This window comes from Klebsiella aerogenes, from assembly GCA_029027985.1.
GTDB lineage: Bacteria > Pseudomonadota > Gammaproteobacteria > Enterobacterales > Enterobacteriaceae > Klebsiella > Klebsiella aerogenes_A.
Genome location: CP119076.1, coordinates 2,055,697 through 2,078,850, shown reverse-complemented (window position 1 = coordinate 2,078,850; position 23,154 = coordinate 2,055,697). Strand labels below are relative to the sequence as shown.

20 protein-coding genes and 1 other annotated feature are annotated in these 23,154 nt (G+C 55.6%); of the genes, 7 read left to right on the top strand and 13 right to left on the bottom strand.

Annotated elements, in window-relative coordinates:
* Positions 1 to 131 precede the first annotated feature (131 nt).
* The 3 genes from PYR66_09875 to ppsA form a co-directional block, all read right to left on the bottom strand.
* Positions 132 to 2,501: a glycoside hydrolase family 3 N-terminal domain-containing protein gene (locus PYR66_09875; GenBank protein ID WEF29968.1), complete on the bottom strand. Its 2,370-nt coding sequence runs from the start codon at positions 2,499 to 2,501 to the stop codon at positions 132 to 134.
* Between the two features lie 4 nt (positions 2,502 to 2,505).
* Complete coding sequence (locus tag PYR66_09870) at positions 2,506 to 3,903, bottom strand: MFS transporter (GenBank protein WEF29967.1); 1,398 nt, start codon at positions 3,901 to 3,903, stop codon at positions 2,506 to 2,508.
* Between the two features lie 244 nt (positions 3,904 to 4,147).
* Positions 4,148 to 6,526 carry a phosphoenolpyruvate synthase gene (gene ppsA / locus PYR66_09865; protein WEF29966.1) on the bottom strand — a complete coding sequence of 793 codons (2,379 nt, stop codon included), beginning with the start codon at positions 6,524 to 6,526 and terminating at the stop codon, positions 4,148 to 4,150.
* 341 nt (positions 6,527 to 6,867) lie between these two features.
* Between ppsA and PYR66_09860 the strand changes: the two genes are divergently transcribed.
* The 3 genes from PYR66_09860 to hemP all read left to right on the top strand — a co-directional run bounded on the left by PYR66_09860 (position 6,868) and on the right by hemP (position 9,252).
* Entirely contained in the window at positions 6,868 to 7,701 is an 834-nt protein-coding gene (locus tag PYR66_09860) for a kinase/pyrophosphorylase (GenBank protein ID WEF29965.1), read from the top strand.
* 155 nt (positions 7,702 to 7,856) lie between these two features.
* On the top strand, positions 7,857 to 8,903 hold the full coding sequence (gene aroH / locus PYR66_09855; GenBank protein ID WEF29964.1) for a 3-deoxy-7-phosphoheptulonate synthase AroH: 1,047 nt from the start codon (positions 7,857 to 7,859) through the stop codon (positions 8,901 to 8,903).
* A 169-nt stretch (positions 8,904 to 9,072) separates the two neighbouring features.
* Complete coding sequence (hemP, locus tag PYR66_09850; GenBank protein WEF29963.1) at positions 9,073 to 9,252, top strand: hemin uptake protein HemP; 180 nt, start codon at positions 9,073 to 9,075, stop codon at positions 9,250 to 9,252.
* 30 nt (positions 9,253 to 9,282) lie between these two features.
* Here hemP and selO read toward each other — a convergent pair whose 3' ends face one another.
* From selO to PYR66_09830, 4 genes are all read right to left on the bottom strand, one after another.
* On the bottom strand, positions 9,283 to 10,725 hold the full coding sequence (selO, locus tag PYR66_09845; GenBank protein WEF29962.1) for a protein adenylyltransferase SelO: 1,443 nt from the start codon (positions 10,723 to 10,725) through the stop codon (positions 9,283 to 9,285).
* Positions 10,726 to 10,836: 111 nt separating this feature from the next.
* Positions 10,837 to 11,301: an NlpC/P60 family protein gene (locus PYR66_09840; GenBank protein WEF29961.1), complete on the bottom strand. Its 465-nt coding sequence runs from the start codon at positions 11,299 to 11,301 to the stop codon at positions 10,837 to 10,839.
* 81 nt (positions 11,302 to 11,382) lie between these two features.
* Positions 11,383 to 12,132 carry a vitamin B12 ABC transporter ATP-binding protein BtuD gene (gene btuD, locus PYR66_09835; GenBank protein WEF29960.1) on the bottom strand — a complete coding sequence of 250 codons (750 nt, stop codon included), beginning with the start codon at positions 12,130 to 12,132 and terminating at the stop codon, positions 11,383 to 11,385.
* Complete coding sequence (locus PYR66_09830; GenBank protein ID WEF29959.1) at positions 12,132 to 12,683, bottom strand: glutathione peroxidase; 552 nt, start codon at positions 12,681 to 12,683, stop codon at positions 12,132 to 12,134. The genes btuD and PYR66_09830 overlap by 1 nt, the downstream gene beginning before the upstream one ends.
* A 231-nt stretch (positions 12,684 to 12,914) precedes the next feature.
* On the opposite strand from PYR66_09830, the gene PYR66_09825 reads away from it, so the two are divergent.
* Positions 12,915 to 13,715 (top strand): MetQ/NlpA family lipoprotein, encoded by an 801-nt coding sequence (locus PYR66_09825; protein WEF29958.1) that lies wholly within the window; start codon positions 12,915 to 12,917, stop codon positions 13,713 to 13,715.
* Between the two features lie 36 nt (positions 13,716 to 13,751).
* On the opposite strand, the gene btuC is transcribed toward PYR66_09825, so the two are convergent.
* Together btuC and PYR66_09815 are read right to left on the bottom strand one after the other, a co-directional pair.
* A complete protein-coding gene (gene btuC, locus PYR66_09820) occupies positions 13,752 to 14,738 on the bottom strand; it encodes a vitamin B12 ABC transporter permease BtuC (GenBank protein WEF29957.1) in 987 nt (328 codons plus the stop codon).
* Between the two features lie 128 nt (positions 14,739 to 14,866).
* Positions 14,867 to 16,300 carry a gluconate:proton symporter gene (locus tag PYR66_09815; GenBank protein WEF29956.1) on the bottom strand — a complete coding sequence of 478 codons (1,434 nt, stop codon included), beginning with the start codon at positions 16,298 to 16,300 and terminating at the stop codon, positions 14,867 to 14,869.
* Between the two features lie 277 nt (positions 16,301 to 16,577).
* Between PYR66_09815 and PYR66_09810 the strand changes: the two genes are divergently transcribed.
* Genes PYR66_09810 through PYR66_09800 form a run of 3 tightly spaced genes read left to right on the top strand, consistent with a single transcriptional unit; the run spans position 16,578 to position 19,146 of the window.
* Positions 16,578 to 17,492, top strand: coding sequence for a LysR family transcriptional regulator (locus tag PYR66_09810; protein WEF29955.1), 915 nt, complete (start codon positions 16,578 to 16,580; stop codon positions 17,490 to 17,492).
* 50 nt (positions 17,493 to 17,542) lie between these two features.
* Positions 17,543 to 18,796 carry a D-amino acid dehydrogenase gene (locus PYR66_09805; protein ID WEF29954.1) on the top strand — a complete coding sequence of 418 codons (1,254 nt, stop codon included), beginning with the start codon at positions 17,543 to 17,545 and terminating at the stop codon, positions 18,794 to 18,796.
* Positions 18,793 to 19,146 carry a RidA family protein gene (locus PYR66_09800; GenBank protein WEF29953.1) on the top strand — a complete coding sequence of 118 codons (354 nt, stop codon included), beginning with the start codon at positions 18,793 to 18,795 and terminating at the stop codon, positions 19,144 to 19,146. The genes PYR66_09805 and PYR66_09800 overlap by 4 nt, the downstream gene beginning before the upstream one ends.
* A 56-nt stretch (positions 19,147 to 19,202) precedes the next feature.
* Here PYR66_09800 and ihfA read toward each other — a convergent pair whose 3' ends face one another.
* From ihfA to pheM, 4 genes are all read right to left on the bottom strand, one after another.
* Entirely contained in the window at positions 19,203 to 19,502 is a 300-nt protein-coding gene (gene ihfA / locus PYR66_09795; protein ID WEF29952.1) for an integration host factor subunit alpha, read from the bottom strand.
* Between the two features lie 4 nt (positions 19,503 to 19,506).
* Positions 19,507 to 21,894, bottom strand: a complete 2,388-nt coding sequence (gene pheT / locus PYR66_09790) for a phenylalanine--tRNA ligase subunit beta (GenBank protein WEF29951.1) — start codon at positions 21,892 to 21,894, stop codon at positions 19,507 to 19,509.
* Positions 21,895 to 21,909: 15 nt separating this feature from the next.
* The gene (gene pheS / locus PYR66_09785) at positions 21,910 to 22,893 is read right to left on the bottom strand and encodes a phenylalanine--tRNA ligase subunit alpha (protein ID WEF29950.1); all 984 of its coding nucleotides are present in this window, start codon (positions 22,891 to 22,893) and stop codon (positions 21,910 to 21,912) included.
* 88 nt (positions 22,894 to 22,981) lie between these two features.
* Positions 22,982 to 23,107, bottom strand: a sequence feature (Phe leader region).
* On the bottom strand, positions 23,058 to 23,102 hold the full coding sequence (gene pheM / locus PYR66_09780) for a pheST operon leader peptide PheM (GenBank protein ID WEF30408.1): 45 nt from the start codon (positions 23,100 to 23,102) through the stop codon (positions 23,058 to 23,060). (Overlaps the previous feature by 45 nt.)
* Positions 23,108 to 23,154: the final 47 nt, after the last annotated feature.

The following is a 23,154-nucleotide window of genomic DNA, read 5'->3' as shown; positions in this document are numbered from 1 at the left end:
TTGTCAATGCTGAAGATTAGATAAAAAGCATTGTAAGCCGCGCCGTTTCTGGGTTCTAAGCTCTACGTGTTTTAATGGAAAGTGTGCCACGCTAGATTTTGCCCATCTCCCACGATGGGCTTTTTTTTCATTTAACTTACTTCGCAGCGGCTCATCATACGCCAGTTTTTTGCCAGTTCGCGTACCTCGCCGGTCACGATGACGGTCGCCGTACCGCGAATATCCGCAGACGACGCCCCAATCTGCAGCTCAAACTCGCCTGGCTCGACAATACGTTTGCCGTCTTTACGGGTAAAGTTGAGCATATCCACCGGTAGGTAAAAAGTGAGCGTTCGGCTGGCGCCAGGCTCAATGTCCACGCGCTGGAAAGCCTTAAGTTCCTGTAGCGGGCGCACCATTGAGGCTACTTTGTCGCGCACGTACAATTGCACCACCTCGCTGCCTCGGCGCTTGCCGCTGTTGCGTAGCGTCACTTCAAGCGCAATTTCCCCGCTCATGCTGACCTGTGGCGCCAGCAGACGCGGTGCGGCGTAATCGAAAGTGGTCCAACTCTGCCCGTAGCCGAAGGGGTAACGTGAGCCAAAGTGGAAGGCGAACGGCGTCCCCCCGCTTTTCAACTTATGGTTGTAGTAATAAGGCATCGCGCCGGCGCTTTTCGGCACGCTCACCGCCAATCGTCCTTGCGGTTCCGCACGGCCGCTCAGGACGTCAGCGATCGCCCATCCCCCTTCCTGACCCGGCGCCCAGGCTATTAATAGCGCCGCCACTTTATCTTCCAGACCCTGTAAATGATAAGGCCGTCCTCCAGTCATCACGACAATGAGCGGTTTACCGGTCGCCGCCAGCGCTTCCAGTAATTGCTGCTGCACGCCGGGCAGGTTCAGGCTATCGGTATCTGAGCCTTCTCCCACCGTCCCGCTCTGAAACAGACCAGCCAGGTCGCCGACGCAGGCGATGACGACGTCGCTCTGCTGTGCGGCGGCAACCGCTTCAGGGATCAGCGTTTGGTCAAACGAAACCGGCGACGCCTGCATCGGTTTACCGCCGCTGTCGCCAGGAAATACCGGCGCGCCGGCCATCCGCTGCGCAATAATATGGCAACCTTTAGCATAATGGATCTGTTCCTCGCCATAATAGCGACGTAGCGCGGCCAGCGGTGTGGTTACCTGTGAGGCCTCCTCAACCATATCGCTGATAATCAGATGTACCGGGAAACTGTATCCACTGAGTAATGCCAGCGGATCGTCCGCTGTCGGCCCAACCACCGCCAGTTGCACATTTCCCGACAGCGGTAATACGCCGCGATTTTCCAACAATGTCAGTGAACGCGTCGCCACATCACGCGCCGCCTGCCTGGCGCTGGCGGACTGCAGGTTAATCCCCGCCACCTCGGTATAAGGATGTTCAAACAAGCCAAGGCGGAATTTCTCCGTCAGGGTGCGGGAGACAATCTCATCAATTTTGTCCATCGTTATCAGGCCGCGCGCTAACGCTTCCTGCAGATGACGTGCGCAGTCGTCCTTTGGTAATTCGACATCCAACCCGGCATTGAAGGCCAATGCCGCCGACTCCGCAGCATCATGAGACACGCCATGATGCTGATGCAGCAAACTCACGCCGCCATAATCGGCGACCACAATACCGTCAAATCCCCACTGCTCGCGCAACACGGTGGTGAGCAGAAAGTAGTCGCTGTGTCCTGGCTGATTGTCGATATCGTGGTAGGCGGGCATCACCGATCCGGCATTGGCCAACTTCACCGCCATTTCAAAGGGGAGTAAAAAGGTGTCGTTAAGTTCGCAGAAACCCAGATGTACCGGCGCATGGTTGCGCGCGCCCTCACTGAACGAATGACCGACATAATGTTTCAACGTCGCCAGTACGTCACGCCGCTCTCCCTGTAGCCCTTCAACGTAAGCGCAGGCCATCACGCCCACCAACCAGGGATCCTCGCCGAAGGTCTCTTCAGTGCGCCCCCAGCGCACATCGCGGGACACATCCAACACCGGGGCCAGCCCCTGTTTACAGCCGGTTGATCGCGCTTCGGCGCCGATTTCCCGCGCCGCGCGCGCCACCAGTTCAGGATCCCAGGTGGACCCGTAATTCAGCGAAGAGGGAAACAGCGTCGCGTCTTTGCACAGCAATCCTACCAGACACTCTTCGTGAAATAGCGCCGGAATGCCGAGTCGCGTCTCCTCAATCAGCATTTTTTGCAGCCGGTTGGCCGCGCGTACGCCGCTTGCCGCATCCACAATATGAGTGCCCAACGGTCGGGTGATTTGCCCCACCCCCAGCTTTAGCCGCTGCGCCAACGAGGTCTGTTCACTGACGCCTGCAAATTCATCACTCATATCACTGCGTTCACGATGCTCACCGTCTTCCGCCAGCACCAGCCACCAGGCGTGCATCTGGGCAAACTTTTCTTCCGGTGTCATCCGTGACAATAAATCGGCGACACGTTGCGGGATGGGATAATGGGGATCCTTGTAAATGTCAGTCATCAAATTACTCCTGCAGGGCGGAATGAATGGCGGGATCGGCCGTATTTTTGGCGGCTGGCTGGCGTTTACGCGCCAGCTCGCGGGCAATCTCATCCGCCGTACGGCTGTTTAATTTGTACAACATCAGCAACAGCGCCATCACGATAAACAGCGCTGAGGGCACCAGCGTAAACAGGGCGTTAATCGTTCCCAGCACCGTCGCCGATTGATTCAACGCGTTGGGGATATAATCGACAAAACCGAGCACCCAGCCGACCACCGCGCCGCCCAGTGCCAGACCAAACTTAATGGCGAACAGCGCGGTAGAAAAGACCAGCCCATCGAGGCGGCGACCGCTGCGATGCTCTTCATAATCGACTACGTCGGAAAACATGGTCCACTGCAGCGGCGTGGTCAGATTCTGAATAAAACTGAATGCCACATTAAGGCCAAATATCAGCCACACCTGCTGTGGTGGAATAAAGAAAATCGCCGAGGCAAAAATAACGAAGGTAATGATGGTCCACTGATAGGTGCGAACCCGGTCAAATTTCCCCAGCAACCGCGCCGATAATAATGCCCCCAGCAGTGCAGCAATCATCCCCGAGACAATAAAAGTGAAGACCATTTCCGGGCGCTGTATAACATATTTGACGTAATACATGGTGGCGGAACCACGGGTCACCACAGCCGTTAATAGCAGAATGTTAAAAATAAAGACAATTCGCCACTGGTTATTTCCCGCCAGTAATTTAAGGTCTTTTAATAATGAGCCCGCACTATCGCCAGCCGGCGTATAGCGCTCACGCGTGAGGAAAAAGCAGCTAAAGAAAAGCACGATGCCCAATATCCCCATCAGACTCATGGCATAAAAATAGCCTTTTTGCGCATTCCCCTGCCCAAGATGCGCCACCAGCGGCAGCGCGATAACCGTTACGATCAATCCGCCGATAAAAGACAGCGCAAAACGCCATGATTGCAGGGAATGGCGCTCATGCGGATCCATGGTCAGGGCCCCGGGCATCGCGCAGTACGGCACATTGATTGCCGAATAGATAAAGCTCAGGATGGCGTAAGTCAGGCAAGCGTAAATAATTTTTCCTGTCTCACCCACGTCAGGCACATAGAAAGTAATGATGCAGCTCACGCCAAAGGGAATCGCAAACCACAGCAACCAGGGGCGGAACCGCCCGTGACGAGTCTGCGTGCGATCCACCAGCGCGCCGATACAAGGGTCGACGACGGCATCGACAACCCTGACGATTAAAAACATCGATCCCATAATCGCCGCAGGTAAACCAAAAACATCTGTATAGAAAAAGGCTAAAAATAAGGTCGCGGTTTGCCACACCAGCGCGCTGGCCATGTCGCCAAGCCCATAGCCAATTTTATCTTTTGTTGTCAGTACAGAGGAGAGAGCCATTATTATTATCCCTTACCGGAGAGAAAACACGCGTCTCAATTCATCGCCAAACGGAGACTCCGTTGACGCTCTGTCAGTATTAGAAATAGCGGGCGTTGTAACAATTGCCGAAATTCATTGCTGAATTACGATATTTTGTTTTTTTCGCTTTATGTGATTCAGTGCAAATAAGAGCGGAGAGTTTGCTGACAAATAAAAAAATCCCCGCCATTTCTGCCGGGGATTTATCACATTAAATAATGACTTATTTATTCAGTTCAGCCAGACCTAACCAGGTTTGCACCACGGTATCCGGGTTCAGAGACAGACTATCAATCCCTTCTTCCATCAGCCAGGCGGCAAAGTCTTCGTGATCGGACGGCCCCTGGCCGCAGATGCCGACGTATTTACCCTGTTTCTTCGCCGCGCGGATCGCCATCGACAACAGCGCTTTCACCGCGTCGTTGCGTTCGTCGAACAACTCGGACACTACGCCGGAGTCACGATCCAGACCCAGCGTCAGCTGTGTCATATCATTCGAGCCGATCGAGAAGCCGTCGAAGTATTCCAGGAACTGTTCCGCCAGCAGCGCATTCGACGGGATTTCGCACATCATAATGATCTTCAGCCCGTTCTCGCCGCGCTTCAACCCTTGACGTTCCAGCTCTTCGACCACCGCTTTCGCCTGCGCGACGGTACGCACGAACGGCACCATCACTTCCACGTTGGTCAGTCCCATCTCGTTACGTACGCGTTTCATGGCTTCACATTCCAGCGCGAAGCAGTCGCGGAAGTTTTCAGAAACGTAGCGGCCGGCGCCGCGGAAGCCCAGCATTGGGTTCTCTTCTTCCGGCTCATAACGCTCGCCGCCCACCAGGTTGGCGTATTCGTTAGATTTGAAGTCGGACAGACGTACAATAACGCGTTTCGGGTAGAACGCGGCGCCGAGGGTCGCGATCCCTTCGGTCAGGCGGCCAACGTAAAACTCTTTCGGCGAATCGTAGCCTTTCATCAGCTCGCGGATTTCGTTCTGCAGGCTCGGCTCCTGGTCGTCAAATTCCAGCAGCGCGCGCGGGTGAACGCCGATCATGCGGTTGATGATGAACTCCAGACGCGCCAGGCCTACGCCTTCGTTCGGCAGGCAGGCAAAATCAAAGGCGCGATCCGGGTTACCGACGTTCATCATCACCTTCAGCGGCAGATTCGGCATCTCGCCGACGCTGGAGCTCTTCACGCTGAAGTCCAGCAGCTCGGCGTAGACGTAGCCGGTGTCGCCTTCGGCGCAAGAAACAGTAACGTTCTGGTTTTCGTGGATACGTTCAGTCGCGTCGCCGCAGCCAACTACCGCCGGAATACCCAGCTCACGGGCGATGATCGCCGCGTGACAGGTGCGCCCGCCGCGGTTAGTGACGATCGCCGAGGCTTTTTTCATGATCGGTTCCCAATCCGGGTCGGTCATGTCGGTGACCAGCACGTCGCCAGGTTCGATGCGGTTCATCTCGCTGATATCGTGGATCACTTTAACCGGACCCGCGCCGATACGGTGACCGATCGCTCGCCCTTCGGCGATGATCTGCCCCTGGGCGTGCAGGGTATAACGTTCCATCACCTGGCCGCGCGAACGCACGGTTTCCGGGCGCGCCTGGACGATAAACAGTTTACCGGTGTGGCCGTCTTTCGCCCACTCGATATCCATCGGACGGCCGTAGTGTTTCTCGATCTGCACCGCCTGCTTCGCCAGCTCTTCCACTTCTTCGTTGGTTAACGAAAAGATATCGCGCTGCGCCTGCGGCACATCTTCGATTCGCACCTGCTTGCCATGTTCCTGGGTCGGCGCGTAGACCATGCGGATTTTTTTCGATCCCATGGTGCGGCGCACGATGGCCGGGCGGTTCGCCGCCAGCGTCGGTTTATGGACGTAGAATTCGTCCGGGTTCACTGCGCCCTGCACCACCATTTCGCCAAGCCCCCACGCCGAGGTGATAAACACCACCTGGTCGAAACCGGACTCGGTATCAATGGAGAACATGACGCCGGAGGAGGCGAGATCCGAACGCACCATCCTCTGCACCCCGGCGGAAAGCGCCACGCCGCGGTGATCGTAACCCTGATGCACGCGATAGGAAATCGCGCGATCGTTAAACAGTGAGGCAAATACGTGCTTCACGGCAACGAGCACGGCGTCAAAGCCCTGCACGTTGAGGAATGTCTCTTGCTGCCCGGCGAAGGAAGCATCCGGCATATCTTCCGCGGTGGCGGAAGAGCGCACGGCAAATGAGGCCTCGGCGTCATCGGCGGACAGCAGGTCATAAGCATCGCGAATCGCGTTTTCCAGTTCGCTCTGGAATGGGGTATCGATGATCCACTGACGGATCTGCGCGCCCGCTTTCGCTAATGCGGAAACGTCGTCAATGTCGGTTTCATCCAGCAGTGCATAAATGCGCTGGTTTACACCGCTTTGGTCCAGGAACTGATTGAAAGCATCAGCGGTGGTGGCAAACCCGTTTGGCACGGAAACACCCATACCGGACAGGTTAGTAATCATTTCACCAAGGGAGGCATTTTTGCCCCCAACTCTGTCTACATCATTCATGCCGAGTTGGTTATACCAAAGCACCAGCGGTGACGAGCCATTGTTGGACATCGAGACAATCCTTTTGTGATTTAATACAAATTATAGAAAACTCACGATCGACTACGGTATTCATCCTGACATATTTACGTCGCTGAAAAAAACGGTGAATCGTTCAAGCAAATTATTTTTCTGTTTTTAGGATTGTTTTCCGGAAATGCCTAACCATATGATTAGATTGAATTCTAGTGAAATTGGATACAAATAGTGTACAAAATGAGAAACTGAACCGGCCTTTTCATTAAAAACAAAAATACCGTTTCATTTTTTAAAGTAAGACAAAGGCTAAAGCAGTATGCTTAAATTTACTCACTGCTTTTAGATATTTAATCTCATTTAAACGGATGGCCCAAATGGATAGTGCTGTAGATCGCCACGTATTTTATATTTCTGACGGTACCGCTATTACGGCGGAAGTTTTGGGCCATGCGGTGATGTCGCAATTTCCCGTGGCCATCAGCAGCGTGACGCTGCCGTTTGTCGAAAACGCCAGTCGCGCCCGGGCGGTGAAAGAACAAATCGATGCCATCTTTCAGCAAACCGGCGTTCGTCCTCTGGTCTTCTATTCCATCGTGATCCCCGAAATTCGCGACATTATTCTGCAAAGCGAGGGCTTTTGTCAGGATATCGTGCAGGCGCTGGTGGCCCCGCTGCAGCAGGAACTGCACCTTGACCCAACGCCAGTGGCCCACCGCACCCACGGCCTGAATCCTGGTAACTTGATTAAGTACGATGCCCGTATCGCCGCCATTGATTACACCCTCGCCCACGATGATGGCATCTCGCTGCGCAATCTCGATCAGGCTCAGGTGATCCTGCTGGGCGTTTCACGTTGCGGCAAAACGCCCACCAGCCTGTATCTGGCGATGCAGTATGGTATTCGCGCGGCAAACTACCCCTTTATCGCCGACGATATGGACAATCTGATCCTCCCGGCGTCACTAAAGCCCCTGCAGCACAAGATGTTCGGTCTGACGATTAACCCGGAGCGGCTGGCGGCAATCCGCGAGGAACGGCGAGAAAACAGCCGCTACGCCTCGCTGCGCCAGTGTCGAATGGAAGTCACCGAAGTGGAAGCGCTGTATCGCAAAAATAAGATCCCCTGTCTCAACAGCACCAATTATTCGGTAGAAGAAATCGCGACCAAAATCATGGATATCATGGGGCTGAATCGAAGAATGTACTAACACACTAGTACATTGTTGAAAATTTGTTTATGCTATTGCACGTGGCCTATACAGGATCATGCCCTGCTCTTGCAATAAGCAGGGATTGGTTTATCGTGATGCGCATCACTTCCCGGCATTTTCGCCGCGGAAGAAACAGATTTTTGAGACCCCCAATGAATAAAACAGACGAATTGCGCACCGCGCGCATTGAAAGCCTGGTAACGCCCGCGGAACTGGCGCAGCGCCATCCCGTGTCGGCCGAAGTGGCAGCTCACGTCTCCGCTTCCCGCCGTCGGATTGAAAAAATCCTCAACGGCGAGGACCGCCGTCTGCTGGTGATTATCGGCCCTTGCTCCATTCACGATACCGAAGCGGCACTGGAATATGCGCACCGCCTGCAGGGTATGCGCGAGCGTTACCAGCCGCAGCTGGAAATCGTGATGCGCACTTATTTCGAAAAACCGCGCACCGTGGTGGGCTGGAAAGGGTTAATTTCCGACCCTGACCTGAACGGCAGCTATCGGGTGAATCACGGCATTGAGCTGGCGCGCCGCCTGCTGCTGCAGGTAAACGAGCTGAGTATCCCGACCGCCACCGAATTCCTCGATATGGTGACCGGACAGTTTATCGCCGATTTGATTAGCTGGGGCGCCATCGGCGCGCGCACCACCGAAAGCCAGATCCACCGTGAAATGGCCTCGGCGCTCTCCTGCCCGGTCGGCTTTAAAAACGGCACTGACGGCAATACCCGCATCGCGGTCGACGCCATCCGCGCCTCGCGGGCCAGCCATATGTTCCTGTCCCCGGATAAACAAGGCCAGATGACGATTTACCAGACCAGCGGTAATCCATACGGTCATATCATCATGCGCGGCGGCAAACGCCCTAACTATCATGCCGCGGATATTGCCGCCGCTGGCGACGCGTTACGTGAATTCGATCTGCCGGAACAACTGGTCGTCGATTTCAGCCACGGCAACTGTCAGAAACAGCATCGCCGCCAGCTGGAAGTCTGCGCGAACATCTGCCAACAGATCCGCGATGGATCGACCGCCATTGCCGGGATCATGGCGGAAAGCTTCCTCGCCGAAGGTACGCAAAAGGTGGTTCCAGGGCAGCCTCTGACCTGGGGTCAGTCGATCACCGACCCGTGCCTGAGCTGGGAAGATAGCGAAAAAATGCTGGCCGAGCTGGCCGCCGCAACCGCGACGCGCCTGTAAAGCGCCCCCCGCCGCGCTCGCGGCGGGTTCTTCATTCTCATCGTTCATCCTCTGCGCAATCACTACCAGAATAGGTTACCAACGACAAATAATGCTTGCCGTGAAATTTAACATTACTGATAATGATTATCATTGTTGCTTTTATTTTTATTTTGGTGCTATGACGCGTATGGATAACACTGCCACAGCAGAGAAAACAAAAGACAATACCCCCTATCCCATTGCCAGCGACCGCCAGATCAACAGCAGGACATTGTTGGGCGCGGAAGGACGCGTGGTGATCGAGCATGACGGCCAGCGCTATCTGCTGCGTCAGACCAATGCCGGTAAATTGATTTTGACCAAATAATAACCCCGCTCGGCGGCGGGGTTATGCGGGTTAGCTGGAGCAGCTCACTTCCAGATGTTTACCCCAGTCCGGCGGGCGGCTCACATAGTCATCGTCGCGATCGCTAAACGGCTGCGCTAATGCCGCATGCAGACGCTCCAGCTCGCGCATGTCGCCACCTTCAGCCTGCTCGATCGCCCGCTGCGCCAGCCAGTTGCGTAGCACCACTGCCGGGTTAACACGCTGCATGCGCTGCTGGCGTTCGCTATCCTCGAATGACTCATCACGCAAGCGCGCGCGATAGTCGGCAAACCAGCTATCAAAGGCGGCGCGGTCGATAAACTCATCACGTAGCGGCGATGCCGCGCTGTGCTGTTCGCTTTGGCTCAGCAGACGGAAGGTACGGGTGTAATCGCTGCCTTCACGCTCCATCAGGCTGAATAAGCCATCGAGCAGTTCATTATCGCCGGGTTGCTGGGTATAGAGGCCGAGCTTGTCGCGCATACGGCGGCCGTAGGCCGTTAATAGCGCATGCTGATAACCATCCAGCGCCGTATTCAACGCCTCAGCGCTGATAAACGGCGATAACGACTGCGCCAGACGTTGCAGGTTCCATAGCCCCACCGCCGGTTGGTTATCAAAGCTGTAGCGCCCCTGGTAGTCGGAGTGGTTACAGATAAACCCTGGCTGGAAATCATCAAGGAAACCGTACGGGCCGTAGTCCATGGTCAGGCCAAGAATCGACATATTATCGGTATTCATCACCCCGTGGGCAAAACCGACAGTCTGCCAGCTGGCGATCATCTCCGCGGTTCGCGTGACAACGTCACGGAACCAGAGGATATATTTATCGGCCTCCTCTTGTAGATGCGGCCAGTGGTGGCGGATCACATAGTCCGCCAGTTGCTGCACCTTTTCCGCTTCGCGGCGATAGTAGAAGTGCTCAAAGTGGCCGAAGCGCACGTGACTTTCCGCGATACGCATCAGCATCGTCCCGCGTTCTTCGCTTTCGCGATAGACCGGCGTGTCGCTGGTCACCATCGCCAGCGCGCGAGTCGTTGGGATACCCAATGCGTACATCGCTTCGGAAGCAAGACTTTCGCGGATCGTCGAGCGCAGTACCGCCCGGCCATCGCCCATCCGCGAATATGGCGTCAGCCCGGCCCCTTTCAGATGCCAGTCAAAACGTTGGCCGTCCGGCAATTGCTGCTCACCGAGCAGAATACCGCGCCCATCGCCAAGCTGCCCGGCCCAGGCGCCGAACTGATGGCCGCTATAGACCTGCGCTAACGGCGACATCCCCGGCAGCAGCGCTTCGCCGCCCCAGACACCCGCGCCGTGCGCCGGTTCGAATAGCGCATCAGCGACGCCCAGCGTTTTCGCCAGCGCGGCATTGCGCCAAATGAGACGCGCGTTATTCAGCGGCGTAGGCGCCAGTGAAGTGTAAAAATCCGGCAGCTGATCGCGCCAGTGGGTAGTAAAAGACAGGGTCATGGTTCCTCCTGCCCCCAGTGTAGTGCCTTCAACAAGGTATTAACACGGGCGAAATGCAGGGTTATGGCAGTAAAAAAGGGAGCCAAAGCTCCCTTTTCACGTCAAATCGCGCTAGATGCGCCTCGCCTGCCAGAATTTCTTGTTCCAGTAGACATTATCCAGCGATGAACGGGTGACGCCCTGGCTGGTAGAGGCGTGAATAAACTGGTTGTCGGTATCGTAGATACCCACATGCAGACCGTTTTCACCGGAGCCGGTTTTGAAAAACACCAAATCGCCGGGCAGCAGGTCGCTTTTATCAATACGCGTGCCGATTTCTGCCTGCTCACGGGTTTCCCGCGGCAGCTGCATGGCGAATTTATCGCGGAACGTACGCACCACAAAGCCCGAGCAGTCGACGCCGCGCGGCGTCATCCCGCCGTAGCGGTAAGGCGCGCCGCGCCAGTTACTCAGCTGCTCATTGAGATTCGCGACGACGGTAATAGAATCCGCCAGCCGCGGATTCGGCGGCGGCGCACGGTGGCTACTACAGCCCACCAGCACAATCGCCGCAATAAAAATGAACCAGAAACGCATCTCAGACGATTCCTCTGTTCCCTGTCCTGTTGTTGCGATAATTTAGCTTGTTTAGCGTCGCACAGGCAAGAACGTTACACGCTACTGTGACGCAACGAGCATAAGATGACCAGCCACTTCCACTCTCTGGAAGGCGATATCATAAGCGGCGGTCAAATTCTCTTCACTCAACACTTCATGCGTTTTGCCGCAGGCAATCGTCCGCCCGCGGCAGATCAACCACGCTCGCTGCGCATGACGCAGAGTATGGTTGAGATCGTGGCTGCTCATCACGATAGCGACACCCAGCGCGCACAGCGACGCCAGCACGCTATCGAGCGCCGCCTGCTGCGCCACGTCAAGGCTGTTCATCGGTTCATCCAGCAACAGCAATTGCCCGGTTGGGTTGGCGCCACGGTGAATTTGCAGAACCACCGCCGCCAGACGCACTCGCTGCCACTCACCGCCAGAGATCTGATTGACCTGGCGCCCCAGCTTATCGCTTAACCCCAGTTGCCCGGCGATGTCGTTGAGCAACCCCTGCGGGGCGCTATCCTGCATATGTAACGACAGATAGTGCCACACCGGCATCGCAAAAGGCGGGAGTTGTTGTTGATTAAGGTAGGCGCGATGGCGGGCAAGTTCCGCAGCAGGCCACGCATCCAGCGCGCGCTCGTTGAACGTAATCTGGCCGGGGCCAGTGGTCAGCCCGGCCATACGCGCCAGCAAGGTGCTTTTGCCCGCGCCGTTCGGCCCCACGAGATGAACTATCTCGCCGGGCCGAACGTCAGCGGTAAACGGCAACAGCCGCCCCGCTTCCGCTACATCCTGTAGCTGCATCAAAAACGGCATTATTGCGCTAATGCCCCTTTAACCGCGGCCAGCAGCTGCGGATCGTCCGGGGTCATATCCGGCGAGAAACGTTGGATTACCTGGCCATCGCGACCGACGAGGAATTTTTCAAAATTCCACAGGATGTCATCAACATACAGCGGCGCACGTCCTTTGCTGGCCATCCGCTCATAAAAACCGCTGCCTTGCGGCGCGACGGCCTTCGGGGCGGCGGCAATCAGTTTTTGATACAGCGGCGCGCGATGTTCGCCGTTAACATCAATTTTGCTGAACATAGGGAAGGTCACGCCGTAGGTGACGCTGCAGAAGGTTTTAATCTCCTCTTCACTGCCCGGCTCCTGGCCAAGAAACTGGTTGCACGGGAAACCAAGGACATTGAATCCCTGCCGGGCGAAATCTTTCTGCAGCGTTTCCAGTTGCTCATACTGCGGCGTCAGGCCGCACTTCGAGGCCACATTGACGATCAGCAGAACCTGACCAGCGTAGGGCGACAGCGTTGTTTTCTCGCCATCAATGGTCGTCACTTCGGTATTAAGAATGTCGTGTTGCATAGCCTTCCCTCAGTCAATTAAGCAGGTTAAGGAGATCCCTATCTACTGTAGCGGATTCAACTCGCTTGATTCTACTTTGATTCGTGCGCAAATGTCGCCTGATGTAACACCGCTACGCTTACCGTCGGCAACATGAATTCCTCTCAATATCAGCAACGGACAAATCAGTGTACAGTGTGAAATGAATGTAATAGTGTCTTGTTACTTGTTAATTTAAGAGAGTTTTTATAGATGAAGAAGTTGTTAAACTCGGTGTTAATCGCCACATCTGTGGTGCTGTTATCCGCCTGCTCTCCGGACGATAACAATAAGGTTAAAGTCGCGATCAATACGGGGCCGGATGAAGCGATCTGGAAAGTGGTTGAACAGGTAGCAAAAGATAAATACAACCTCGACGTCGAGGTCATTTCCTTCAACGACTACGTGCTGCCGAATGAAGCGTTAAACAACAAAGACGTCGATGCCAACGCCTTCCAGACGTTGCCATATCTCGACGCGCAGTCGAAAGAGCGCGGTTATAAATTCGCTATCGTTGGCAAAACCTTTGTCTTCCCAATTGCCGCCTATTCGCGCAAAATCAAAAATATCAACGAGCTGCCTGACGGCGCGACGGTCTCTATCTCCAACGAAACCACCACGCTCGGCCGCAGCCTGCTGCTGTTGCAGGCGCAGGGGTTAATCAAACTGAAAGATGGCGTAGGCTATCTGCCAACCACCCTGGATATCATCGACAACCCAAAACATCTGAAGATTGTTGAAGTCGATACCCCGCAGCTGACCCGTACGCTGGATGATCCGAACGTCACGCTGGCGATCATTAACACCAACTTCTCCGCACAGGTGGGCTTATCCGCCGCCCGCGATGGCCTGTTTATGGAAGGGCCGGATTCGCCTTACGTGAATGCGATTGTGTCGCGCGAAGATAATAAAGACAGCAAGAAAATCCAGGAGCTGAAAGAAGCCTTCCAGACCAAGGAAGTCGCCGACAAAGCGCTGGAAGTATATAAAGGCGATGCCATCAAAGGATGGTAATCGCGACCCGGCGCCGTCCACTGTGGCGGCGCCGCCCTATCCCCGCCGTCCCGAACGCAGCAGCAACCAGATAAACACCGGCGCCCCCAGCGTTGCCGTCACCACGCCGATCGGTAGTTCCGCCGCTGATAACGCCAGCCGGGCGATGATATCCGCGCCGAGCAGCGCGCTGGCACCGGCCAGCAGGCATGCAGGCAGCAGTACCCGATGATCGCTAAGACCGCACAGGCGCAAAATATGCGGGATCACCAGGCCAATAAAGCCAATCGCCCCCGCCAGCGCCACGCTGACGCCGACCAACCAACCGGTCGCCACCACCAGCAGCTTACGCCACAGCCACAGCGGCAGGCCGAGCTGGCGCGCCGAAACTTCGCCCAACGCCAGTAAATTCAGCGGCTGCGATTGCCAGCATGTCCATAACAGCACCGGCAATAATGCCAACATCAGCCACAGCTGCTGCCAGTCAACGCCGCCAAAACCGCCCATCATCCAGTACATCAGCTGACGTAAATCGAATGAGGTCGAGAAGTAGACCGCCCAGGTCATCAGGGCGCTACAGATAATGCCAAGGGCGACGCCCGCCAGCAGCAGTCGGCTGGTGGAAAGATGCCGCCGGGCGAAACGCAGTAAAATAAAAGTAATCAACAGCGCGCCGGCGATCGCGCACAGCCCCAGCGCCCACATGGGTAACAATCCGTGGCCTAATAGCACGGCGGCAATCAGCCCGACGCCCGCGCCGTTAGAAACGCCCAATAGCCCGGGTTCCGCCAGCGGATTTTCAAACAGCGCCTGCATAATCGCCCCGGAAAGCGCCAGCGCCGCCCCGACTAACAGCACCGCCAGCGTTCGCGGCAGGCGGATTTGCCAGATAAACAGCTCGCCTTTAGCGCTAAACCACGCCTGCGGCCCTATCCATTGGTCGCCAGCGCACAGACTAACGGAGAACGTGACGAGCAGAATCAGCGTTAAGGCGGTCAGCCAACGACGGTTATGGCGCTGTTGAATATCGGCGAAGGTCTGCATAAGTCCCGGAGGTCAGTGAGCGAGGTGATTGATTTTACGGTGGCGATGGCGGGGAGAAAAGGAAAAAGTCAGTGCGATGAACGGCGCTGGCGGCGGTAATGCAACCGACGCCAGCGTGAGAGCGGAATTTACACCAGTACCTGGAACAGCAGCGCGAAGAGGATAATATTCGCCGCCACAATCGCCCAACCGTTATAGAGCATGTATTTCAGATGAGTGGACTGCGCCAGCCCCATCTGGCCGAACATATCCGAGGACGGGAATGGACCAAACCAATCGACCTGTGATGAAGCCAGCAGCACCGCGGTCGTCCCCTGCGGCGGTACACCGGCGGCCATCAGCATCGGGCCGAAGATCTTATGGGTGAAGGTCATTTGCGCCACCGCCGCCCCCGGCACATGGCCGATAATGTTGAAGGCGAAGATGCTAAAGCACAGCCAGGCCGGGGAGATCCCTTCCAGTAATGGCTGGGTATAATCCAGCAGCCCCTGATAGGCGTGCAGGCCATCCATCAGCTCAAGGATTGGGTTATACAGCCAGTAGAGGATAAACATCCACACCAGACGGCCGCAGCCGTGGTAGAGCGCCTGCAGGATTTGCGTCGGACGCAGCCCCCCCACCAGCCCGGTTATCAAGGCGACCAGCAGCATTACGATAATGGCGAAGCTGAACCCGGCTTTAATCACCACGCCGATCACCGCCATCGCGATGATGGTCGCGGCGAAAGCCAGCGCGCTTAATTTGCGACGACGCAGCTGCGCGGCGCTGAGATCTTCTTTTGGCTTCTCCGAGAGATCGACCTCATAGCGTAGTTTACCTTCGGTCATCTTCTGGATCCGCCCCGCCATCACCCAACCGGCCAGCAGCGTTACCGCGCTCATCGGCAGGCCGACATACAGCAGATAATCCGGGTAGCTCAGCCCGCCCAGGCTCAGAATAGTGACGGTGCTGGGAGTAAACGGTCCGGTAAACAACCCGATAGAACCGGCGGTCATCATCAGCGCGGCGACCGTCGGCGGCGTTAAGCGTACCGCTGCCGCCACAGGAATGATAACCGCAACAATAATCGCATTGCCGCCAGCCATCGTTCCCAGTGAACCGCAGATTAAAATCGATGAAACTACAATACCGAACTTCACTCGCGTCTGGCTGGAAAGGCCGATGCGGTGAACAACAAATTTCACCAGCTCAACCGCCGCGCCCGTTCGGGTGGCGACTTCGCCCACCCCGGCGCCGAGCATAATAATCAGCCCGACGGTGGCGATAAATGAACCGGTGGATTTCGCCAGCATCGTGCCCATTTCCGGCAGCCCGGTCGAGGTCATAATCATGGCGATAATAATCGATGAAATCACCGCCAGGACGATATCGACGCCAACCAGCGACAGTACCGCTAACGCCACTAGTGGCGTAAAGCCGAGCAAGCCGAGTTCGCTGCTCGGGCGGCCATGGCACCACAACGCGGTCAACACAAACAGCACCAACAACAGGCCAATAATAACGTTTTTTCTCGTGATATTTCGTCTGGCGAGCGTATTGCCAGCGAGCGTTGAGTCACTCATATAACTCCTTAAAGCCAATAAAACCGACCGCAATTGCAGGTTGGCGTATTCGGGCCGGCTCAGAAAATATCCCCCCTCTTTATCATTATTGGCTTCGTGGCCTGAGGGTTTGTTCGGGTACAAAGGGAAAGGTTCTGAGAACGAAAAAACCGCCGAAAGACGGTGCCAGCAGCACAATATGTAAACAGAGCGCTGATTGGCGATTAAATTTATGTTAATTTAGTGTTAGTAGAAAATGACTTTTTATCAGCAAGCTATAACCCTGAGTTAACTGTTCATGAAACTGCGCCACCTGGAAATCTTCTACGCCGTGATGACTTGCGGCTCTCTCTCACGTGCGGCGGAATCGCTGAATATCTCCCAGCCAGCCGCCAGTAAAGCGTTAAAAAATGCCGAGCTTAAACTCGGTTTTAAACTCTTTCAGCGGGTGCGCGGCAAACTACTGCCGAGCAGCGAAGCGCTCACACTTTTTGAAAAAGCGCAGAGTATTTATCAGGACCTCGATAACCTGCGTCTGCTGGCCGATAACCTGGCGCGCGATCCGCGCGCCAAAATCGCCTTAGGTTGCCTGCCGAGTCTGGGGTTGAGCCTGGTGCCTGAACTGGTGACCGATTTTTACCAGCAAAACAGCAACCTGGTGATGACCTTAACCACCGAACATACTGAGACGCTGGTCAAGAAACTGGATTTACGTGAGATCGATTTAGCGTTGACCCTGCAACCGGTGCAGCAGGGAGAAATCATCACCACGCTGATTGCCGAGGTGCCGCTGGTGTACATCGACCGCGACTACCGGCAAGGTGCGGTGGACATCAGCCAAATCGATCAGCAGCGTTGGATCTCGCCGGGGCCGCACTCGCTCTCCGCCGCCATCGCCACCCGCCGCGATTTTTCCACAACCCGGCTTAACGTACAGACCTACTACATGGCTACCGAATTCGTGAAGCGCGGCATCGGCTGTAGCATTACCGATATTTTCTCGGCGCGGCATAACCTGTCGCCGGAGATGATCCACCCCATTACGCCGCCGATGAAAATCAATCTCTGCCTGCTGCGTCGGGCCGATGTTTCACTGAGTCCGATCACGCAAAAATTCGTCGATTTCCTGTGTAAACAGCTACGCCAACAGCTCAAGGAGATTAACCTGCAGTTATACCCTGAACATAAAAAGTCAATTGCGCCATTGGGGTAAATGCTTTGACATAACCGCCATGCATTTATCAGCGGTGGACATATCAGGTTATGAAAAAACGCATTGTGATCATCGGCGGCGGCGTGGTTGGGCTGGCCACCGCCTGGGTATTAATTAAGAGCGGACATCAGGTGCAATTACTGGAGCGCAACGCCGAGCCGGCCAGCGCCACCAGTTATGCCAACGGCGGGCAATTGAGTTATCGCTACGTCGCACCGCTTGCCGACCGTGGCGTTCCCCTGCAGGGAATTAAATGGATGGGTAAAGCCGACTCGCCGCTGAATATGCGTCTGCAGATGTCCTTCCAACAGTGGCGCTGGTTGTTGCAATTCCTACGCGCCTGCAATAGTCAGAGCAATAAAATCAACGGCGACCATATCTTACGCCTGTCGCTACTCAGTCGTCAGGTGATGCAGTCGTGGCGGGATGACGATAATCTCGCCGATTTCCACTGGCGGCGTTCCGGTAAATTAATTGTCCATCGCCGGGAATATGATTTTAATAAGGCGGCCAAAGGGATTAACCCGCAGTACCAGCATGCGCTTAATGCTGAAGCCTGTCTGCAGCTGGAACCGGCGCTAAAACACATCAGTCATTCGCTTCAGGGCGGGATCTATTCACCGGGAGATGAAACGGCTGACTGCCATCAGTTCTGCCTCGCGCTGCTCGACAAACTCAACGCCAGCAGTAACTTCAGTTTGCTCACTCACTGCGAAGTACAGCATCTGAATAAACGCGACGGGCGTATCAGTTCGCTGGAAACCAGCCGCGGTACGATAATCGGTGATGACTATGTCGTCGCCGCGGGTAACGGCAGCGGCCCGCTGCTGGGGCATCTGGGAGTGCGCGTACCGCTGTGCGCGCTGAAGGGATACAGTCTGACGCTGCCCTACCCAGAACAGGCCGGTATCGCGCCAGATATCAGCGTGACCGACTATGGGCATAAAATCGTTTATGCCCGCCTTGGCGAACAGCTACGTATCGCGGCGATGGTGGATATTGGTTATGACGGCAATGAACTACGCGCCAGCCGCGTACAGGCGTTAAAAAAAATCGTCGCCAGCAGCTTTCCCGAACTTAAAGGGCTGGATGAGGCTGAAGCCTGGACCGGCATGCGGCCATCGACACCTGCCGGGCCGCCGATGCTGGGACGCGCCGGTTACCAGAACCTGTGGATGAACCTCGGTCAGGGCAGCCTTGGATTTACTCTCGCGGCCGGCAGCGCAGTAGTGCTGGGAGCCTTGCTCGATGGCGAAGCGCCGGCAATTTCTTTAGATGGTCTGACATGGAAACAATCCGCATGACAATTATTCGTAATAACCCGCAACCTCGTCTTTCCGCCAGCGTCGAGTACGGCAATTTGCTGTTCCTCTCCGGACAAACGCCGAAAAGCAGCGATGATGACATTGCGCAGCAAACCCGTGAAGTACTGGAGAAAATCGACGCCCTGCTGGCTGCCGCCGGTAGCGATAAGCAGCACATTCTGTCAGCGCAAATCTGGCTGAAGAATATTCCACGCGATTTCGCCGCGTTTAATGACGTCTGGGTCGCGTGGATGCCGGAAGGCCATAGCCCGGCGCGCGCCGCCGTTCAGGCTGAGATGGCGCGACCGGATATTCTGGTGGAGATCATGGTCACCGCCGTAAAAGCGTAAGAGAACACCGATAAGAAAAAGGCCGCATAGCGGCCTTTTTAATTAGTCAGTCCAGATTATTTCTCTCTGGGTGAAGCGTTTTCGACACGGCTTTTTAACTTCTGTCCGGGTCTGAAGGTCACCACACGCCGGGCTGTAATGGGAATATCTTCTCCCGTTTTCGGGTTACGTCCCGGGCGTTGGTTTTTATCACGCAAATCGAAGTTGCCGAACCCGGAGAGTTTTACCTGTTCTCCGTTTTCCAGAGCACGACGGATCTCTTCGAAAAACAACTCTACCAGTTCTTTGGCATCCCGCTTGCTAAGCCCAAGCTTATCAAACAGATATTCTGACATTTCAGCTTTTGTAAGCGCCATAGGTTCAATCCCTCAATGATGCCTGGAATCGCTCTCTTAATGCCTCTACACATTTGGCAACGGTAGCGGCAATCTCCTCTTCTTCGAGTGTACGGCTGGTATCCTGAAGGATCAGGCTAATCGCAAGGCTCTTAAAGCCTTCCGCCACACCCTTACCACGGTACACGTCAAATAAGTTTACGCCAACTATCTGATTTACGCCAACTTTCTTACATTCGGCCAAAACATCGGCTGCAGGCACGTTTTCCGCGACCAGCACCGCGATGTCACGACGGTTCGCCGGGAAGCGAGAAATTTCACGCGCCTGAGGCACCACGCGGTCTGCAAGCTTGTTCCACTCGATTTCAAACGCCAGAGTACGGCCGTTGAGATCCAGTTTACGTTCCAGCTCCGGGTGAACAACCCCAATGAAACCAATACGTTCACCTTTCAGATAAATCGCCGCGGACTGTCCCGGATGCAGCGCGGTAATCGCTTCTGCGCGGAACTCGATATCGGACAATTTACCGGTCAAATCAAGAACGGATTCCAGATCGCCTTTTAAATCATAGAAATCGACGGTTTCTTTTGCCAGGTTCCAGTGCTCTTCGTAACGGTTGCCGCTGATAACCCCAGCCAGCATCACATCCTGACGGATGCCCAGCGGCGCCTGAGTATCCGGAACAAAGCGCAGACCGCTCTCAAAGATACGCACGCGGCTCTGCTGACGGTTCTGGTTGTAGACCACAGTGCCCAGCAGGCCAGTCCACAGCGACAGACGCATGGCGGACATTTCACTGGAGATCGGGCTTGGCAGAATCAGCGCCTCTTCACCCGCATGAATCAATTGCTGTACTTTCGGGTCAACGAAGCTATAGGTAATGACTTCCTGATAGCCTTTGTCGTTGAGCAGCGTTTTCACGCGCTTCAGCGACAGGTCTGCTTCACGATGGCTCCCCATGATCAGGCCAGCCTGTACCGGCTCATCAGGAATGTTGTTGTAGCCGTACACGCGGGCCACTTCTTCAACCAGATCTTCTTCGATCTCCATGTCGAAACGCCAGCTCGGCGCAATCGCCTGCCACTCATCCTGGCCGACGACCACGTCGCAACCCAGGCGCTGCAGAATGTCGCTCACCTGTGCGTCATCGATATGATGGCCAATCAGGCGATCCAGCTTGCTGCGGCGCAGCGTAATGGTGGCGCGTTTTGGCAGCATCTCTTCGTTGGTCACGTCGATCACCGGGCCAGCTTCACCGCCGCAGAGATCGATCAACAGGCGAGTCGCGCGCTCCAGCGCGATATATTGCAACGCCGGATCGACGCCGCGTTCGTAGCGGTGAGAAGCATCGGTGTGCAGACCGTGACGACGCGCGCGGCCGGTAATGGACAGCGGGCTGAAGAACGCACATTCCAGCAGCACGTTCTGTGTCTCATCGTTAACGCCGGAATGTTCGCCGCCAAAGATACCGCCCATCGCCAGCGCTTTGTTGTGGTCAGCAATAACCAGGGTATCGGTATCGAGCTTAGCTTCAGAGCCGTCCAGCAGTACCAGCGTTTCGCCCTCTTGCGCCATACGCACCACGATACCGCCTTCAATACGGTCACGGTCGAAGGCGTGCATCGGCTGGCCCAGTTCAAGCAGCACATAGTTAGTTACGTCAACAACCGCGTCGATAGAGCGGATGCCGCAACGACGCAGCTTCTCTTTCATCCACAGCGGGGTCGGCGCTTTCACGTTGATGCCTTTCACGACGCGGCCCAGATAGCGCGGGCACGCCTGCGGCGCATCAACCTGAATCGGCAGCACATCATCAATGGTCGCGGCGACCGGCGTGATTTCCGGCGCGTTCAGCGGCGCTTTGTTCAGCACGGCGACATCGCGGGCGACGCCAATGATCCCCAGGCAATCGGCGCGGTTCGGCGTCACGCTGATTTCAATAGTGTTGTCGTCAAGTTTCAGATATTCACGGATATCGGTGCCGATCGGCGCATCGGCCGGCAGTTCGATAATACCGCTATGGTCGTCGGAAATACCCAGCTCGGAGAAGGAGCACAGCATCCCCTCTGACGGTTCACCGCGCAGCTTAGCCGCTTTAATTTTAAAATCGCCCGGCAGTACCGCGCCGATGGTGGCGACCGCCACTTTCAGGCCCTGGCGGCAGTTCGGCGCTCCGCAAACGATGTCCAGCAGACGTTCACCGCCAACGTTAACTTTCGTGACGCGCAGTTTATCGGCGTTAGGATGCTGACCGCACTCGACCACTTCGCCAACGACCACGCCGTTGAAGCTGCCGGCAACCGGCTCAACGCCGTCAACTTCCAGGCCTGCCATCGTAATCTGATCGGACAGCGCTTCGCTGTCGATCGCCGGGTTAACCCATTCGCGTAACCACAGTTCACTGAATTTCATTGTTCTGTCCTGCCCTTATTTAAACTGTTTGAGGAAACGCAGATCGTTTTCGAAGAACGCGCGCAAATCGGTGACGCCATAACGCAGCATGGTCAGACGCTCCATGCCCATACCAAAGGCGAAGCCGGAGTAAACTTCCGGATCGATGCCGACGTTGCGCAGAACGTTCGGGTGCACCATGCCGCAGCCCAGGACTTCCAGCCATTTGCCGTTTTTACCCATGACGTCAACTTCCGCAGACGGTTCAGTGAACGGGAAGTAGGACGGACGGAATCGCACCTGCAGATCTTCTTCAAAGAAGTTATTCAGGAAATCGTGCAGCGTTCCTTTCAGATTGGTGAAGCTGATGTTTTTATCAACAATCAGGCCTTCCATCTGGTGGAACATTGGGGTGTGAGTCTGATCATAATCGTTACGATAGACGCGCCCCGGCGCGATGATGCGGATTGGCGGCTGCTGGTTTTCCATGGTACGGATCTGTACGCCAGAGGTCTGGGTACGCAGCAGACGGGTCGCATCAAACCAGAAAGTGTCGTGGTCAGCGCGCGCCGGGTGATGACCCGGGATGTTCAGCGCATCGAAGTTGTGGTAGTCATCTTCGATTTCCGGGCCAGTCGCCACGGTAAAGCCGAGCTCACCGAAGAAACTTTCAATACGGTCGATGGTACGGGTGACCGGATGCAGACCACCGTTTTCAATGCGGCGCCCCGGCAGAGAGACATCAATGGTCTCAGCGGCCAGACGGGCATTCAGCGCGGCGCCTTCCAGCTCGGCTTTACGCGCGTTCAGCGCCTGCTGAACCTGCTCTTTGGCTTCGTTGATGACCGCACCGGCTGCCGGGCGTTCTTCCGGCGGCAACTCACGCAGGGTCGTCATTTGCAGGGTCAGATGCCCTTTTTTACCCAGGTATTCCACGCGGACGTTGTCCAGCGCGGCAACATCTGATGCCTCGTTAATGGCTGCCTTGGCACTGGCAACCAGCTCTGCGAGATGTGACATGGTTTTCCTCATTATGTCGGTGCAGACACCGGTTCGTTGGACTCAATTTTTGTTGCGCCGCTTTTACTACATTGGCGGTTCGACAAGTATAAAAAAAGCCTCCACAGTGGGAGGCTTTCTGGCGCTGTTTTCCGTTTCTTCTTTCACGCGCTAGCCTCCCGGGTTCAGGTGCTAAAGTAAAAAAAGAAGCGGAAAATAGCAGCATTCATGCTTGCATTACCTTGTCTGGTAAGAGACGTAAGAGCTTTATTGAAAGGCTTA

Bases quoted from the DNA above. Each gene is read 5' to 3' on its own strand.
- PYR66_09815 (WEF29956.1), bottom strand. From the start codon at position 16,300: ATGAGTGACTCAACGCTCGCTGGCAATACGCTCGCCAGACGAAATATC.
- pheT (WEF29951.1), bottom strand. From the start codon at position 21,894: ATGAAATTCAGTGAACTGTGGTTACGCGAATGGGTTAACCCGGCGATC.
- hemP (WEF29963.1), top strand. From the start codon at position 9,073: ATGGATAACACTGCCACAGCAGAGAAAACAAAAGACAATACCCCCTAT.
- PYR66_09810 (WEF29955.1), top strand. From the start codon at position 16,578: ATGAAACTGCGCCACCTGGAAATCTTCTACGCCGTGATGACTTGCGGC.
- PYR66_09800 (WEF29953.1), top strand. From the start codon at position 18,793: ATGACAATTATTCGTAATAACCCGCAACCTCGTCTTTCCGCCAGCGTC.
- ppsA (WEF29966.1), bottom strand. From the start codon at position 6,526: ATGTCCAACAATGGCTCGTCACCGCTGGTGCTTTGGTATAACCAACTC.
- pheS (WEF29950.1), bottom strand. From the start codon at position 22,893: ATGTCACATCTCGCAGAGCTGGTTGCCAGTGCCAAGGCAGCCATTAAC.
- PYR66_09860 (WEF29965.1), top strand. From the start codon at position 6,868: ATGGATAGTGCTGTAGATCGCCACGTATTTTATATTTCTGACGGTACC.
- btuD (WEF29960.1), bottom strand. From the start codon at position 12,132: ATGCCGTTTTTGATGCAGCTACAGGATGTAGCGGAAGCGGGGCGGCTG.
- PYR66_09805 (WEF29954.1), top strand. From the start codon at position 17,543: ATGAAAAAACGCATTGTGATCATCGGCGGCGGCGTGGTTGGGCTGGCC.
- PYR66_09830 (WEF29959.1), bottom strand. From the start codon at position 12,683: ATGCAACACGACATTCTTAATACCGAAGTGACGACCATTGATGGCGAG.
- PYR66_09825 (WEF29958.1), top strand. From the start codon at position 12,915: ATGAAGAAGTTGTTAAACTCGGTGTTAATCGCCACATCTGTGGTGCTG.
- aroH (WEF29964.1), top strand. From the start codon at position 7,857: ATGAATAAAACAGACGAATTGCGCACCGCGCGCATTGAAAGCCTGGTA.
- PYR66_09870 (WEF29967.1), bottom strand. From the start codon at position 3,903: ATGGCTCTCTCCTCTGTACTGACAACAAAAGATAAAATTGGCTATGGG.
- PYR66_09840 (WEF29961.1), bottom strand. From the start codon at position 11,301: ATGCGTTTCTGGTTCATTTTTATTGCGGCGATTGTGCTGGTGGGCTGT.
- ihfA (WEF29952.1), bottom strand. From the start codon at position 19,502: ATGGCGCTTACAAAAGCTGAAATGTCAGAATATCTGTTTGATAAGCTT.
- btuC (WEF29957.1), bottom strand. From the start codon at position 14,738: ATGCAGACCTTCGCCGATATTCAACAGCGCCATAACCGTCGTTGGCTG.
- PYR66_09875 (WEF29968.1), bottom strand. From the start codon at position 2,501: ATGACTGACATTTACAAGGATCCCCATTATCCCATCCCGCAACGTGTC.
- selO (WEF29962.1), bottom strand. From the start codon at position 10,725: ATGACCCTGTCTTTTACTACCCACTGGCGCGATCAGCTGCCGGATTTT.